The sequence below is a fragment of the Pseudonocardia sp. genome (assembly GCF_025465255.1).
In the GTDB taxonomy this organism is placed as follows: Bacteria; Actinomycetota; Actinomycetes; order Mycobacteriales; family Pseudonocardiaceae; genus Pseudonocardia.
In genome coordinates, this window is the sequence record NZ_JAODNI010000043.1 from 1 (window position 1) to 14663 (window position 14663).

The following is a 14663-nucleotide window of genomic DNA, read 5'->3' on the forward strand; positions in this document are numbered from 1 at the left end:
TCATGGTGTCCTCCTGGGTGTCCGTGCCCCGGCCGGGCACCTCATGAGCATCCGGCGTCGCGGGCGGCCGGTCGATGACGTCGGAGGTAAGCGGGTGACCGTCACCTCCTTGCTGAGTTTTGATCGCTATGCAGAACAGCAGCCAGCAGGCGCTGAGCTTCGCCGCGCAGGGCGTGATCGCCAGGGCGTACGTTTGGCCTCTCCCGCGCGCAGCTGGACGAGTTCGCCCTGGCGCGTCCGTCGCGGCCGCGGCGGAGCTCGCCCCGGACGTCACCCTTCTGATCGACAACGCCGGGATCGCCGGCGGCGGGTCGCTGCTCGGCCCGTCGCTGAACGCCGCCCGCGCGGAGATGGAGACCAACTTCTTCGGCCCCGTGAACGTGACCAGGGCGTTCGCCCCGGTGCTCGCCCGCAACGGCGGCGGCGCCGTGGTGAACGTGCTCTCGGTGCTGTCCTGGGTGGCCCTGCCGTCGACCGGCACCTACAGCGCGTCGAAGGCCGCCGCCTGGTCGTTCACCCACTCCTCGCGCACGGAGCCGGGGAGCAGGGAACCCACGTCGTCGCGGTGCACGTGGGGTACATGGACACGGACATGGCCGCTGGCGTCGACCAGCCCGAGTCCGCCCCGGCGGACGTCGGCGGGCAGGCGCTCGACGCCGTCGGGTCCGGCCGGGAGGAGGTCCTCGCGGACGAGCTCAGCCGCCGGGTCAGGAGCGGGCTCGCCGGGTAGGGCGGGGCGTCACCAGGCCCGGGAGAGGTCGCCGTGCGCGCGGACCCACGCGTGCATGGCGATCCCCGCGGCCACCCCGGCGTTGATCGAGCGGGTGGAACCGAACTGCGCGATCGACACCACGAGCCCCGCCGCCTCGCGCGCCTCCGCGGTCAGCCCGGGGCCCTCCTGGCCGAACAGCAGCAGGCACTCGCGCGGCAGCTCGGTGGTCTCCAGCGGCACCGCTCCGGGGGTGTTGTCCACCGCGACCAGCACCAGGCCGTGCTCCGCGGCGAAGTCGCGCACCCCGGCGACGTCCGCATGGTGGTGGAGCTGCTGGTACCGGTCGGTGACCATGGCGCCACGCCGGTTCCACCGCCGTCGGCCGACGATGTGCACGCCCGCCGCGGCGAACGCGTTGGCGGTGCGGACGACGGTGCCGATGTTGTGGTCGTGGGCGAAGTTCTCGATCGCCACGTGGAACGGGTGGCCGCGGGTGGCGAGGTCCGCCGCGACCGCCTCCCGCCGCCAGTACCGGTAGGCGTCGACGACGTTGCGCCGGTCCCCGTGCTCGAGCAGCTCGGGGTCGTAGCGCTCGTCGACGGGCCAGGCCTCCCGCCCGCCGGGCCAGGGTCCGACACCGACCTGCCCCGGCACCGCCCACTCGGTCGGCCCGGCCTCCGGGCCGACATCCACGACGTTCGATGGCGGCGTACTCACCCCCACATGATCCCACCGCCCGTCCGCCCGACCGCGTCATGGAGCCACAACGCGAGTTCCAGGGCCGCCAGATCGCGTCGTGGCTCCATGACGCGGGGTCAGGGGGCGGGGGTGGCGGCGGCGGAGCTGCCCTCCTCGCGCTTCCGGTGCGACGCGGGCAGCGCCAGGCGGATCTGGGCGTGAGCGCGGTGCGCCCCCGCCGCGGCCGCGTGGTACTCCTCGAGCTGCCGCTGGAACTCCGGGTCCGCGTAGACCCGGCCGTCAACGGTCGGGCCCTCACGGCCGCTCATCACGGCCTCGACGTCCTCGCCGGTCAGCGTCTTGTGCGTCTCCAGGGCGTGGGCCAGGGCGAGCACCGACGAGCGGTTGTCCCGCAGGATCTCCTCGGCCCGGTCCAGCAGGGCCGCGAGGTGGTCCTCGATCCGGTCCGCCAGCGCACGGCGGAGCAACGCCTCGGGCTTCTCGTCCTTCCCCGCGCCGCGGCCGCCACCGGGGGACCCGACCTCGAGCCGCCGGGCGGACGAGTACGACGACACCGTCGCGCCCATGCCCCAGAAGCCCTCCATGAAGGACGCCACCGTCGTCGCGGACTCGAGGTCCCCGGAGACGCCGGACGAGCTGTCGCCCTCGAAGAACATCCGCTCCCCGGCCAGCGACGCCAGCGAGACGAGGATGTCCGCCTCGTACTCCGAGCGCCACCGGGTGAACTGGTCCTCCGGTGGGATGCTCGCGACCATGCCGAGGTAGTCGCTGCCCTTCTCGATCGTCGCGATGTCGATCTCCATGTGCGCCCGCACCCGGGCCGCGACGATCGCGTGGCAGCCCTCGTGCACGGCGACGGAGTGCCGCTCGCGCTCGATGTACTCGACGTCCTCGGGCGGCCCGAGCTCCTTGAGCTGCTTGGCCTTGAGGACGTCCTTCCACGTGATGACCTCGCGGCCGTCCCGGATGGCGGTGATCAGGGCCTCGTTCACCAGGTCCTTGATGGTCGCGCCGGTGGCGTACGGGGTGATCGTCGCGAGCTTCTCGAGGTTGTCGTCGGTGATCTCGTGCGGGACCTTGTCCAGGTACCCCTCGTAGGTCATGATCCGGCCCGCCCGGCTCGGGTAGCCGACCTTGTAGATCCGGTCGATGCGGCCCGGGCGGAGCAGCGCCTCGTCCAGCGACTCCGGCATATTCGTCGCCATCATCACGAGGATCCGGTACTTGGGCGGCGGCTTCGGCCGCATGCCGAGCGCGCGCCGTCCCCACCGGTTGAGCAGGCCGCGCGGCTTCTTCAGGCCGGAGAGCTCGGTGAGCAGGGCCTGCAGCGTGCCGCTGCCTCCGCCGCCGCCGCCGTTCATCCCGCCCATCATGAAGCGGCTGCGCCGTGAGGCGTCCTCGGCGGGTTCCGCGCCGGAGGAGAGAGCGCCCGACGAGAGGGCACTGCGGGTCAGCAGGGTGCGGGTGTCCTCGGAGAGGTAGGAGAACCCGTGGCAGCCGGCCGAGTGGGACGGCGCCGCCCCCATCCCGCGCACCCCGCCCGGGCCGACGCCCGCGAGCGAGCCGCGGTTGCCCAGCGCGTCCGCCTCGTCGAAGAACACGATGACGCCGCCGTAGCGCAGCGAGAGCTTGCGCAGCTTCCGGAACAGCGACTTCACCTTGAGGATGCCGACACCCATGAACATGTTGATGAAGGCGCCCGGGTCCACGAAGACGTACGGCTTGCCCGTCTCGCCGGCGACCGCCTCGGCCATCAGCGTCTTGCCCGTTCCGGGAGGGCCCCAGAGCAGCAGGCCGCCGGGCACGTACCCGCCCTTGGCCTCGATCTCCTCCGGCTTCTCCAGGAACATGATGTTCTCCCGGATCCGCTGGACGACGTGGTCCTGGCCCCAGACGTCGGCGAAGCGGGTTTTGATGTCGTCCGGGTAGTAGGTGTCGACGCCACCGCGGGAGAGCAGCCAGAACAAGCCGATGAACTGGAACGCGACGAAGAAGAACGCGAAGGCCAGCTGCAAGATCAGCGGCGCCGCCTGCCAGATCAGCGCGGGCGCCTCGAAGAGCGCGAGGATCGGCGAGGTCTGGAGGATCTGGGCGGCGACCACGGCCACCAGCGCGACGAACGCGACGATCTTGAGGAGCCGAGCGAGCCGGAACCGCGTCCAGTCCGAGAACCGCCGCTTCAGCGCGCTGTCCGTGCCGCCGAACACCTTCTGCGACCAGAACCGGTGGTAGCGGGAGGACCGCTCGCTGACGAAGAAGTGCAGCTGGCGGAGTACCTCGAGCCCGACCAGCCAGATCAGCCACTGGGACTCGTGGGTCTGGATCCTGAACGCGTCGGAGAAGGTGATCAGCGGGTTGTCCGCGACCTGCGCCCACACGATGATCATGAACAGCAGGACGAAGAGCAGCAGCAGCCGCGTGCGGTCCCAGATCGACATCCGTTTGCGGGTCACGTCGGTCCGCGGGGGCGGTGGTTCGTGCACCGGGGGCATCGGGGGGCCGTCGGGGAGGTCGTCCACGGAATCGGTCGTGGTCATGGGGCCTCCCGGACCGTGAACGAGGAGACGACGGAGTCGATCTCCTGATGGCGCTGCTCGAAGCAGTCGAGCGAGCAGCGCGCGACTGCGACGGACAGCTTGCTGGCGTCGTCGTTCAGGTAACCGGTGAGGTCGAAGACCTGCGCGTCCCCGCCGTTGATGCGGTACGAGTACACGCTGTGCACGCCCCGGATGCCGTCGCCGGGCGTCAGCACCTCGTCGGAGACCGAGGTGAAACCGCTGTACGGGTTCTGCTTGCCCATTGCCATGAACTGCTGGCGGGCCGACGCGGACACCGGATGGAAGAAGTCCCGCAGCGAGTCCAGCCCGAACTGGCCGCGGCTCTGCACCGGGATCGCCTGCACCACGACCAGGATCGCGGGTGCCGCCGGCCCGACCGGGCCGTCGAAGACGTGGCTGACCGACGGCGAGGCGTTCGCGTCGTAGGCCTCGAGCCACAGCCCCTTCGAGCTGTCCTTCGCGGGTTCGACACCCACCTGCGACTTGATGTCCTTCGGATCGATCTGCCGCCAGGTGTTCGGGACCTTCATATAGGCGCGGTCCGCCGAGTTGGTGACGTAGGTGTACGACGGCGCCCCGCAGCCCACCAGCACCAGGCCGAGCACGGCCACCACCATCAGGCCCCGCCCGTGAGGCCGCCGGATCCGCCTCCCCCGCCACCAGCCGGATCGCACAGTCATGGAGCCTCCTGCCGTGACCGTCCCGTGATCTGTACGAGTATGCGCCTCGCACATGGCCGAACACTGCACCGTTCAGGTTGCGAGGACGTTTCCCCGGAGTCCGACCTGATCGAAGGGCATGAACGGAAGGGCCGGGACCGGCTGACGGCTGTGACAGCGCCGTATGCACTGCGGGGCTCGGCGAGCGGTCCGCGATTAGACCGATCCGGGGGCCCGACGACCCGAGTCTGAGTGGGTTGCTCAGCTTTCGGAGCAATTATCGCAGCGTTCGGAGCAACTACACACCGTTCACCGCTCCACGGCGTCGTCGTGACCGACGGCAACCACATGGAACTCTCAGTTTCCGCCCGCTCGCTCTCAGGGGTGCCTACCTTCGCCGCGTGGAACGGACGAGGGCCAGAACGGCGTGGGCAGCGGTACTGCTCGTCGTGCTGACCGGACCGGCGCTGATCTGGCTGGTGCGGTCGAATCCGATCGGCATGTGGCGTCAGCTGTCGATCGTCACCGGCCTGCTCGCGCTCTCCGCGCTGGTGTGCACGGCGTGCCTGCCGTCGCGGCTGCGCAACCTGACCCGCACGTTCGGCATCGAGAACATCCTCGGACTGCACCGCCAGCTCGGCGTCCTGTGCGCCGTCCTGATCGCGCTGCACCTCGCGGCCGTCGTGGCGGCGAACCCGACGCAGGTCGCCCTGCTCATGTTCCCCACCGCCCCGAACCGGGCCCGGGCCGCCGTCGGCGCCACCCTGGCCCTCGCGGGCCTGCTCACCCTCGCCCTGCAACGCCGCCGGCTGAAGATCGCCTACGAGGTGTGGCGCTGGCTGCACCTGCTGCTCGCGATCTCCACGCTCGGGCTCTCCGCCCTACATGTGCTGTGGCTCAAGCACCTCGTCACCGACGCCGTCCTGGGTCCGGTGCTGACCGGCCTCGGCCTGCTGATGATCGCGGTCCTGGTCGCCCGCTGGCTCGGCCGCACGATGCGCACCAGCGAGGAGTTCGTCGTCGAGCAGGTGCGGCGGGAGAACCCGACGGTCGCGACGCTGGTGCTCAGCCCCCGCCGCCGACGGGGACGCGGTTTCGTCTTCTCGCCCGGCCAGTTCGCCTGGATCCGGCTGCAGCGCTCCGCCGTCGAGGAGCACCCGTTCACGATCGCCTCCAGCGCGCACGACCCGGAGTTCGCGGAGTTCACCATCCGCGGCACCGGGGACTTCGCCTCCTCGGTCCGGACCCTGCCCGAGGGCAGCTCGGTCTGGGTCGACGGGCCGTACGGCTCCTTCACCGTGGACGACGTCCCGGCCGCCGGTCTGGTCCTGATCGCCGCCGGCGTCGGGATCACCCCGATGATGAGCATGCTGCGCACCGCCGCGGACCGCGGCGACCTGCGCCCGCACCGCCTCGTCTACGTCGCGCGGGACACGACGGACCTGCTGTTCCGCGACGAGCTGCTGGTGCTGCGCAGCCACCTGGACCTCGTGGTGACCGAGGTGTTGCGCCGGCCGTCCGGCGACTGGACGGGACACACGGGCGAGATCGACGTCAGCCTGCTGTCCACCGTCCTCGCCTCCCTGGACAGCGGGGACAGGCACGACTACTTCCTCTGCGGGCCGCCGTCGATGGTCGACGACACGCTCGGCGCGCTGCAGGCCATCGGCGTGCCCGACGACCGGATCCACACGGAGCAGTTCGACATGGCCTGACCCGACCGAGACACGACCCGAGACCGCACACGACCCCGACAGCAGACGACCCCGACAGCAGACGACAAGGTCCTCGCCCCGCTTCCCCCGGCGGGTGCGAGGGGTTCGCTCCCGTCGCCCGGGTGCTCCCCACATCCGTGCTCCCCCGAAAGGCTCCCCGCCTGATGCTTCACCGCATACCGCGTTCCGTGCGCTGGACGCTGGTCCTCGCCCTGCTGGGCGCCGTCACCGTGTCCGTGGTCCAGTCCTGGGTGTCGGGCGCCCCCGGCACCGGCGGCTGGACCCAGACCCAGTGGGGGCCCGTCGGTCCGGCGGACCGGGACCTGCTGGTCAAGGTCCGGCAGGCCGGGCTGTGGGAACTGCCGACCGGCCAGCAGGCCGAGCAACAGGCCACCAACCCGCAGGTCAAGGAGGCCGGGCACCACCTGGCGACCGAGCACGCCGAGCTCGACGCCCAGGTGCGCCAGGTCGCGGACCAGCTGGGCGTGCAGCTGCCCACCAAGCCGACGGACCAGCAGGTCGGCTGGATGAACGAGATCTCCTCGTCCACCGGCACCGACTACGACAAGGTCTTCGTGCAGCGCCTGCGCCAGGCCCACGGCAACGTGCTGCCGGTCATCGCGGACGTCCGGGTGAGCAGCCGCAACACGCTGATCCGCCAGTTCGCCGACACCGCGGACACCACCGTCACCCGGCACATCGGCTACCTCGAGGCGACGGGCCTCGTCGACTACAGCGCGCTGCCGGAGGCACCCTCGCCGGGCCTGCTCAGCGGCGGCACCAGCTGGATGGACATGATCGTTCCCGCCCTGGTGTTCCTGGCCGCGGCAGGCGCCGCGATCGGCCTGATCGCGTCGCTGCGGCGGAGCCGGAAGAAGGACACGCCGGCCAAGGGCGGCCCGACGACGGGACGCGACCTCGCGAACCTGCATTCCGGCCCGATCCCGATGATCCCGGCGCCCCGGCGGGAGCGACAGCCGGTGCCCGAGCAGTACGAGCAGTCGGAGGAGCCTCGCAGCCGTAGCCGGCACTCCTACCGCAACACCAACCCGCTTCCCCGACGCGCCACATCCGCCGCGTCGCACCGCTCCCCGACCGGAGGATGACCGCCATGCTTCCCACCCGAAGGCCGCTCGGCTCCGTCCGGGCCCGCAAGGTCCTCGCGACCTCCGTCGCCGCGCTCGCCGTGGTGCTCCTGCCGACAGCCTGTGACGCCGCTGCCGCGTCCACGACGGTCGACGAGAAGTCCCAGCAGAGTCACAGCCACGGCAACCAGGACGGGACCCAGAACGGAAACCGGGACGGCAACCAGAACGGCGCCACCCGGACGGCCGCCCCCGCGGCGCCGACCGGCGACAACGGCTCCGGCTCCTCGGGCGGCTCCGGCGCCGCCGGACCCGGCGGCAGCACCGACGCGTCGCCGGCCCCGGCCGCGGACAAGTCGGGCAACCAGTCAGGCAACCAAACGGGCGACCAGACGGGCTCCAAGCCGGGCTCGGCCGTGCCGGTGGAGGACGCCGCGCCGAAGGCGAAGAACCCCGGGGCCGCCGCGCCGCCCCCGGCGGGCGGGACCAACGGCCTCGACGTCCTGGCGCGGGACTGCAGCAAGAGCAAGCTCACCCCGGCGGACGGCTTCGAGAAGGGGAACGTGTGCGTCGACACCGCGTTCGGTGAGGTCGGCGCGGCGGCGAAGAACCCGTCGCTGCTGATCACCGACGCGCCGCAGGAGGTCAAGACCGGCCAGGCGTTCGAGCTCAAGGTCAGTACCCGCAACCTCGTGCGTGACCGCTTCCTGGGCGCCGCGGCCGGCGGCTACTACCTCGAGAGCTCGCTGCTGAACGGCCAGGGCATCCAGCGCGGGCACTTCCACACCGCCTGCCGCATGCTCAGCAGCGAGAACGAGGCGCCGGACCCGTCGCCGAAGCCGGACTTCTTCGTCGCCACGCAGGACGGTGGCGGTGGGGACACCCCGGACACGGTGACGATCAAGGTCACCGGGATGCCGACCGCCGGTATCGCGCAGTGCTCGTCGTGGGCCGGTGACGGCTCGCACCGCATCCCGATGATGGAGCGCGCAAACGAGACCCCGGCGTTCGACTCGGTCCGGGTGGCCGTCAAGTAGCGCTCGTCCCCGCACCGTGGAGCCATGACGCGGCCACCGACCCCCTCGGGTCGCGTCATGGCTCCACAACGCAGTGTCCGGTCGGGACCTGTCAGGCCAGGTTCAGGTCGGCGAGGGTGAGGAGCGTGCGGTACTGCGCGCCCTCGGCCTCGATGGCCTCCCGGGCCCCGGTGTCCCGGTCCACCACGGTGACGACGCCGACGACGGTCGCGCCGGCCTCGCGGGCCGCGCGGACCGCGGTCAGGGCGGAACCGCCCGTCGTCGAGGTGTCCTCGACGACCAGCACGTCCCGGCCCGCGATGTCCGGGCCCTCGATGAGCCGCTGCATCCCGTGTTCCTTCGCGGACTTGCGGACGACGAACGCGTCGACGGCCGGGACGTCGGGGTCCGCGACCCGCTCCGCCGCGGTGGCGTGCAGGACGCTGGTGGCCACGGGGTCCGCGCCGAGCGTGAGGCCACCGACGGCCGAGTAGCTCCAGTCCGCGGTGAGCGTACGGAGCAGGCTCCCGATCAGCGGCGCGGCCTCGTGGTGCAGCGTCACCCGCCGCAGGTCCACGTAGTAGTCCGCCTCGGCGCCCGAGGAGAGCGTGACCTTGCCGTGCACCACACCGAGCTCGCGGACGAGCGCGGCGAGGCGCTCCAGGTCCCGGGTGGCGTTGCGCACCGTGACGGCCATCAGCGCTCCCGGCCGAACGTCGCGACGAGGCGGCGGACCACGGCGCGCGGCAGCAGCCCCACCATCCCGGCGATCGCCTTGTACTGCAGGCTCGGCACGGACACCACCCGTCCCCCGGCCAGGTCGGCCAGGCACTCGTCGACGACCCGTTCGGCGTCCAGCCACAACGGGCCACTGCGGCCGCCGGCGTCGATGCCGGCGCGTTCGTGGAACTCGGTGCGCACGAAGCCGGGGCAGAGCGCGAGTGCGCGCACGCCCGTGCCGGCCAGTGACGCGGCGACGCCCTCGGTGAAGGCGGTGACCCAGGCCTTGTCCGCGGTGTACGTCGAGCCGCTGCCCGGGAGGAACCCGGCGACGCTCGAGACGTTCACGACGCCGCCGCGACCGCGGTCCACCATGCCCGGGAGCACGGCGCGGGTCAGCTGCAGGACGCTGGTGACGTTGAGGTCCAGCTGGCGCTGCAACGCGTCCGGCTCGGCGCGCAGGAAGCTCGCGCGCATGCCCATCCCGGCGTTGTTGACCAGCAGGTCCACCGGCGCGACGTCCGGGTCCGCGAGCCGGCGCAGCACTTTCGCGCGGGAGTCCACATCGGTCAGGTCCGCCGGGAGCACCTCGACCGAGACCCCGGCGGCGCGGTGGCGCTCGGCGCACTCCTCGAGCCGCTCGGTGGTGCGGGCGACGAGGACCAGGTCCCGTCCGTCGGCCGCGAGCCGCCGGGCGAACGCGGCACCGATGCCGGACGTGGCTCCGGTGATCAGGGCGGTGGGCACCCGCGAAGACTAGTCGGCGGCTGCCCGGCGCCGCGCTGTGCGGTGCCGGGGACGATCAGGGCCGGGTCAGCGGGGGCTCGAGGTGAGGGCGTCCTCGAGCACGCTCGCGACCTCGGCGAGGTCCGCGAGCAGGTCCTGCAGGCGCTCCGGCGTCGACGCGACCGGTGCGGCGGCGAGCACCCAGGTGTCCTCGGCCCACAGCAGCTCCACGTCGTCCCCGACCGCGTCCGCCGCGTCCGCCAGCCGCCGGGTGAGCAGCGGGCGGACCATGTCCGCGTCCGCGACGAAGGAGTAGCGGTCCCCGACGGGCTCGAGCAGGTCCAGGCCACCGCCGTCCGGCAGCGGCGCGGACGGGAGCCGCAGCTCGACGGCCGCGGGGACCGGCTCGCGCAGCGCGACCGCGACCAGCACCGAGCTGACCCGTCCGACCTGCTCGTGGTCGAACACGTAGCCCTGGCGGCCGCCGTCCGGCGTCGGAACGTCCCCGGTGACGATGTTCCGGGCGACCCCGGGGCCGCCCTGGTGGATGGTCCCGTAGCGCCACCTGTTGGTCAGGACGGGATCGCTCTCCGCCCACTCCCAGTCGTGCAGCGCCGCCCACCGACGGCGGTCGCGCGCGCCCCCGGACCCCCGGGAGCGGTCGGCGAACAGCAGCGCGACGCCGATCAGCACCGCGACCACGGCGATGAGGAACCAGACCGTCGACATACCCACGGGCGCACCCTAACCCTCCCGGCAGGGAGAACCCGGAACGCCACGATCACCCGACCGGGCCCGATCCTCGGCCGGCCGGCTCCTCGACCCACTCCCGGCGGTGCTCCCGCTCGTCGCCCCCCTCCTTGCCGGCCTCGACGGCGAGCGGCACGCCCGGCATCTCCTTCGCCGCGGCGATCGTGGGCCACGCTCCGGGCAGCGCCGACGCCGGCAGGCCGACCGGCGCCGGGAGGACGTCGTCGTCCACCCTCGGCATCCGCTCGACCAGCGCGGTGAGCTCGGCGGTCACGGCCCTGACCCCCGCCGCGCCCCGGTTGAGGGTGCGCATCAGCGCGCCGATCCGGTCCGCGATCCTCAGCGCCAGGCTCACCGCCTGGGCGACCATCGACGGCACCGCGACGGTGAGGGCGACCCCGGCGCTGATGATGCTCACGACCAGCCACTCGGCCACCCGCGCGAGGAAGGACGCCACGGTGTCCCGGACGACGGACCGCAGCGCGCCGATCTCCGCCGCGTTGCGCAGCACGTCCTGCGCGAGGCCCGAGGCGACGCTCGAGGCGGCCGCGAGATCGTCGATCCGGCGCGCGGCGGAGGCGCGGTAGGCGTCCGCGGCCTCCCCGCTCCAGCCGCCGAGGTCCGCACCGAGGTGGGCCGAGTAGCGGGCCGACTGTTCGGCGAGCACCGCTGCCAGCCGGTGCCACGAGTCGGCGCTCGCGACGATCCCGTCCGGGTCGCCCATGAGGGCGTCCAGCGGCTCGCGGAGGAACGCGACGTGCTCCGTCGCCCACCCCACGCCCGCCGCGAAGAGGGTGCCGAAGGGGTCCGTCACCGCGCCGAGGGTGTCCAGCCCGGCGGCGACCGAGTTGGCCATGATCGCGCCGGGGTCCTGGCCGGCCGCGAGGGCGCCGCCGAGGTCCGCGTAGCTGGAGAAGATCCCCGCGCCCGCGAACGGATCGTCCTCGTCGGCCCGCCAGGAGGAGCCGCCGGGCTCCGCGGAGGTCATCGCGTCCCGCCGATCGTGCCGGCGGAGGACCGGTCCGCCGTGAGGTAGCCGTCCGCGCACTCCCGCAGCGCGGCGGCCTTCGTGGTCAGGTCGTTCCGCAGCAGGTGCAGGGCGCCGACCGCGTCGTCGATCGCGAGGATCGCGGGCACCGCGAACACCTGCCCGACCACCCCGTAGGAGTCCGGGGACAGCGGCGCGGCAACCGACAGGGCCCGGTCGATCGCCCGGTCCAGCCCCGCCACGTGGTCCGCGTGCGCGAGCAGCGCCCCGGGGTCCACCCCGAACCCCGGCGCGGACGTCACGACCCCGCCGTGAGCGGCCGGACCACCGCGGCCACCCGGGCCGCCACCTCGGCTCCCGCCTCCCCGGCCGTGGCGAGGACGAGCTCCGCCAGCCGGGCACGGGGAAGGCCCTCGGCCGCGGGGCCGAAGGCCAGTCCGGACAGGGCGCCGTCCCGCCCGACGGTGGCGGTGACCGCCCCGTCCGTGCTGCTCGCGGTGGCGCTCAGGCCCGCGAGCTCCTCGCGCGCGCGCTCGGCGCGCACGCGGATCTCCTCGATGCGTCTGCGGTAGTCCGCGAGCCAGGCCTCGGCGGGCCCGTCCAGCTGGTCCATGGACCGGGACGGTAGGTAAGACCGTCCCGGTCCGTGGGCGTTCCGGGAATCAGTTCACGATCGCAACCGGTGCGGGCGCGGCCGTGCCCTTCCCGACGATCAGGCCACCCGTGCCGCCGGACGCGGTGGGGTCCAGGTCGACCCGGACGGTGTCCCCCTCGCGGATCACCCCGCCCAGCAGCTCCTTCGCCAGCTGGTCCCCGATCGACGCCTGGACGAGCCGGCGCAGCGGCCGGGCGCCGTAGACCGGGTCGAACCCGTTCATGGCGAGCCACTCGCGGGCGGCGTCGGACACGTCGAGGGTGAGCCGGCGCTTGGCCAGCCGCGTCTCGAGCACCCGCAGTTGGATGTCCACGATGTGCGTCAGCTCCGCCGTCGACAGGGCGTGGAAGACGACCACGTCGTCGAGCCGGTTCAGGAACTCGGGCTTGAAGTGCCCGCGCACCACGGCCATCACGGCGTCGGTCCGGCCCTGCTCGTCCAGCGCCGGGTTGGCGATGGCCTGCGAGCCGAGGTTCGAGGTGAGCACCAGGATCGTGTTCCGGAAGTCCACCGTGCGGCCCTGGCCGTCGGTCAGGCGCCCGTCGTCGAGCACCTGCAGGAGCGTGTCGAAGACGTCCGGGTGGGCCTTCTCCACCTCGTCGAACAGCACGACCGTGTACGGGCGGCGGCGGACGGCCTCGGTGAGCTGGCCGCCCTGGTCGTAGCCGACGTAGCCGGGGGGCGCGCCGACGAGCCGGGCCACCGAGTGCTTCTCGGAGTACTCGCTCATGTCGATGCGGACCATCGCCCGCTCGTCGTCGAACAGGAACTCCGCCAGCGCCTTGGCCAGCTCGGTCTTGCCGACGCCGGTGGGCCCGAGGAAGAGGAACGAGCCTGTGGGCCGGTTCTCGTCCGCGATGCCCGCGCGGGCCCGGCGCACGGCGTCGGAGACGACGCGCACGGCGTCGGCCTGCCCGACGACGCGGCGGCCCAGCTCGTCCTCCATGCGCAGGAGCTTCGCGGTCTCACCCTCGAGCAGGCGGCCGGCGGGGATGCCGGTCCAGGCGCTCACGACGTCCGCGACGTCGTCCGGCCCGACCTCCTCCTTGAGCATGACGTCCTCGTGGCGCTCCACGACGGCGGTCTTCTCCGCCAGCTCCTTCTCCAGCGCCGGGATGCGGCCGTAGCGCAGCTCGGCGGCCCGGCCGAGGTCCCCGTCGCGCTCGGCGCGCTCGGACTCCCCGCGCAGCTGCTCGAGCTGCTCCTTGAGCTCCCGGGTGATCTCGATGGCGCCCTTCTCGTTCTGCCACCGGGCCGTCAGCGCGGAGAGCTCCTCGCGCTTCTCGGCCAGCTCGGCCCGCAGCGCCGCGAGCCGGTCGATCGACGCGGCGTCGGGCTCCTTGGCCAGCGCCATCTCCTCGATCTCCAGCCGGCGCACGGCGCGCTCGACGGTGTCGATCTCGACGGGCCGGGAGTCGATCTCCATCCGGAGCCGGGACGCGGCCTCGTCGACCAGGTCGATCGCCTTGTCCGGCAGGAAGCGCGCGGTGATGTAGCGGTCCGACAGCGCGGCGGCGGCGACGAGCGCGGCGTCGGTGATCCGGACGCCGTGGTGCACCTCGTAGCGCTCCTTGAGCCCGCGCAGGATGCCGACCGAGTCCTCGACGGACGGCTCGCCCACCAGCACCTGCTGGAAGCGCCGCTCGAGCGCCGGGTCCTTCTCGATGTGCTGGCGGTACTCGTCGAGCGTGGTGGCGCCGACCATCCGCAGCTCACCCCGGGCGAGCATCGGCTTGATCATGGTGCCGGCGTCCATCGCGCCCTCGCCGGTGGCACCCGCGCCGACGATGGTGTGCAGCTCGTCGATGAACGTGATGACCTCGCCCGCGGAGTCGGTGATCTCCTTGAGCACGGCCTTGAGCCGCTCCTCGAACTCGCCGCGGTACTTGGCGCCGGCCACCATCGACCCGAGGTCGAGGGAGATCACGCGCTTGCCGCGCAGCGACTCCGGCACGTCACCGGCCACCACGCGCTGGGCCAGGCCCTCGACGATGGCGGTCTTGCCGACGCCGGGCTCGCCGATCAATACCGGATTATTCTTGCTGCGGCGTTGCAATACCTGGATCGCCCGGCGGATTTCATCGTCGCGGCCGATCACCGGATCGAGCTTGCCCATGCGCGCCCGTTCGGTCAGATCCAGTGTGTATTTTTTCAGCGCCTCGCGCTGTCCTTCGCCTTCTTGCGAAGAGACATTGGCGCCCCCGCGCACAGCCGTAATCGCTGCTTCCAGCGACTTGCGGCTAAGGCCGTTTTCGCGCGCCAGCTTGCCGGCCTGCGATTTGTCTTCCAACAGGCCCAGCAGTACCATTTCGCTGGCGACAAACTGATCGCCGCGTTTTTGCGCTTCCTTGTCGGCTAGGTTAAGCAAGGCGCCGAGGTC

14 protein-coding genes and 1 pseudogene are annotated in these 14663 nt (G+C 72.4%); 5 read left to right on the plus strand and 10 right to left on the minus strand.

All coding sequences use genetic code 11. The features are described 5' to 3' along the window. Window positions 1-128: 128 nt before the first annotated feature. Both JWP64_RS04305 and JWP64_RS04310 read left to right on the plus strand, forming a co-directional pair. Window positions 129-476, plus strand: a pseudogene (locus JWP64_RS04305) (SDR family NAD(P)-dependent oxidoreductase); the annotation flags it as partial. Between the two features lie 116 nt (window positions 477-592). Further along, window positions 593-730 (plus strand): hypothetical protein, encoded by a 138-nt coding sequence (locus JWP64_RS04310; RefSeq protein ID WP_297492492.1) that lies wholly within the window; start codon window positions 593-595, stop codon window positions 728-730. A gap of 9 nt (window positions 731-739) precedes the next feature. Here the strand turns inward: JWP64_RS04310 and JWP64_RS04315 are convergent, their stop codons facing one another. The 3 genes from JWP64_RS04315 to JWP64_RS04325 form a co-directional block, all read right to left on the minus strand. Next, a complete protein-coding gene (locus JWP64_RS04315; RefSeq protein ID WP_297492494.1) occupies window positions 740-1429 on the minus strand; it encodes an RNA methyltransferase in 690 nt (229 codons plus the stop codon). A gap of 98 nt (window positions 1430-1527) precedes the next feature. Further along, window positions 1528-3948, minus strand: a complete 2421-nt coding sequence (locus JWP64_RS04320; protein WP_297492496.1) for an AAA family ATPase — start codon at window positions 3946-3948, stop codon at window positions 1528-1530. After that, a complete protein-coding gene (locus JWP64_RS04325; protein WP_297492498.1) occupies window positions 3945-4649 on the minus strand; it encodes a hypothetical protein in 705 nt (234 codons plus the stop codon). Before JWP64_RS04325 ends, JWP64_RS04320 begins: the two co-directional genes overlap by 4 nt. Before the next feature lie 380 nt (window positions 4650-5029). Here JWP64_RS04325 and JWP64_RS04330 point away from each other — a divergent pair, with 380 nt between their 5' ends. The 3 genes from JWP64_RS04330 (at window position 5030) to JWP64_RS04340 (ending at window position 8465) form a co-directional block, all read left to right on the plus strand. Next, window positions 5030-6343, plus strand: coding sequence for a ferric reductase-like transmembrane domain-containing protein (locus JWP64_RS04330; protein ID WP_297492500.1), 1314 nt, complete (start codon window positions 5030-5032; stop codon window positions 6341-6343). Window positions 6344-6531: 188 nt separating this feature from the next. Beyond that, on the plus strand, window positions 6532-7449 hold the full coding sequence (locus tag JWP64_RS04335) for a DUF4142 domain-containing protein (protein ID WP_297492503.1): 918 nt from the start codon (window positions 6532-6534) through the stop codon (window positions 7447-7449). 5 nt (window positions 7450-7454) lie between these two features. Further along, on the plus strand, window positions 7455-8465 hold the full coding sequence (locus tag JWP64_RS04340) for a hypothetical protein (RefSeq protein WP_297492504.1): 1011 nt from the start codon (window positions 7455-7457) through the stop codon (window positions 8463-8465). 91 nt (window positions 8466-8556) lie between these two features. Here JWP64_RS04340 and pyrE read toward each other — a convergent pair whose 3' ends face one another. The 7 genes from pyrE to clpB form a co-directional block, all read right to left on the minus strand. Next, window positions 8557-9141, minus strand: a complete 585-nt coding sequence (gene pyrE, locus JWP64_RS04345) for an orotate phosphoribosyltransferase (protein ID WP_297492507.1) — start codon at window positions 9139-9141, stop codon at window positions 8557-8559. After that, window positions 9141-9911: an SDR family oxidoreductase gene (locus tag JWP64_RS04350; RefSeq protein WP_297492509.1), complete on the minus strand. Its 771-nt coding sequence runs from the start codon at window positions 9909-9911 to the stop codon at window positions 9141-9143. The genes pyrE and JWP64_RS04350 overlap by 1 nt, the downstream gene beginning before the upstream one ends. A 66-nt stretch (window positions 9912-9977) precedes the next feature. Continuing rightward, window positions 9978-10619: a hypothetical protein gene (locus tag JWP64_RS04355; protein ID WP_297492521.1), complete on the minus strand. Its 642-nt coding sequence runs from the start codon at window positions 10617-10619 to the stop codon at window positions 9978-9980. A 52-nt stretch (window positions 10620-10671) separates the two neighbouring features. Continuing rightward, entirely contained in the window at window positions 10672-11628 is a 957-nt protein-coding gene (locus JWP64_RS04360; RefSeq protein ID WP_297492511.1) for a hypothetical protein, read from the minus strand. Next, window positions 11625-11930, minus strand: a complete 306-nt coding sequence (locus JWP64_RS04365; RefSeq protein ID WP_297492513.1) for a hypothetical protein — start codon at window positions 11928-11930, stop codon at window positions 11625-11627. Before JWP64_RS04365 ends, JWP64_RS04360 begins: the two co-directional genes overlap by 4 nt. After that, window positions 11927-12241: a YbaB/EbfC family nucleoid-associated protein gene (locus JWP64_RS04370; protein ID WP_297492515.1), complete on the minus strand. Its 315-nt coding sequence runs from the start codon at window positions 12239-12241 to the stop codon at window positions 11927-11929. Before JWP64_RS04370 ends, JWP64_RS04365 begins: the two co-directional genes overlap by 4 nt. 49 nt (window positions 12242-12290) lie before the next feature. Beyond that, the coding region (clpB, locus tag JWP64_RS04375; RefSeq protein ID WP_297492518.1) for an ATP-dependent chaperone ClpB at window positions 12291-14663 on the minus strand (2373 nt) is incomplete at its 5' end.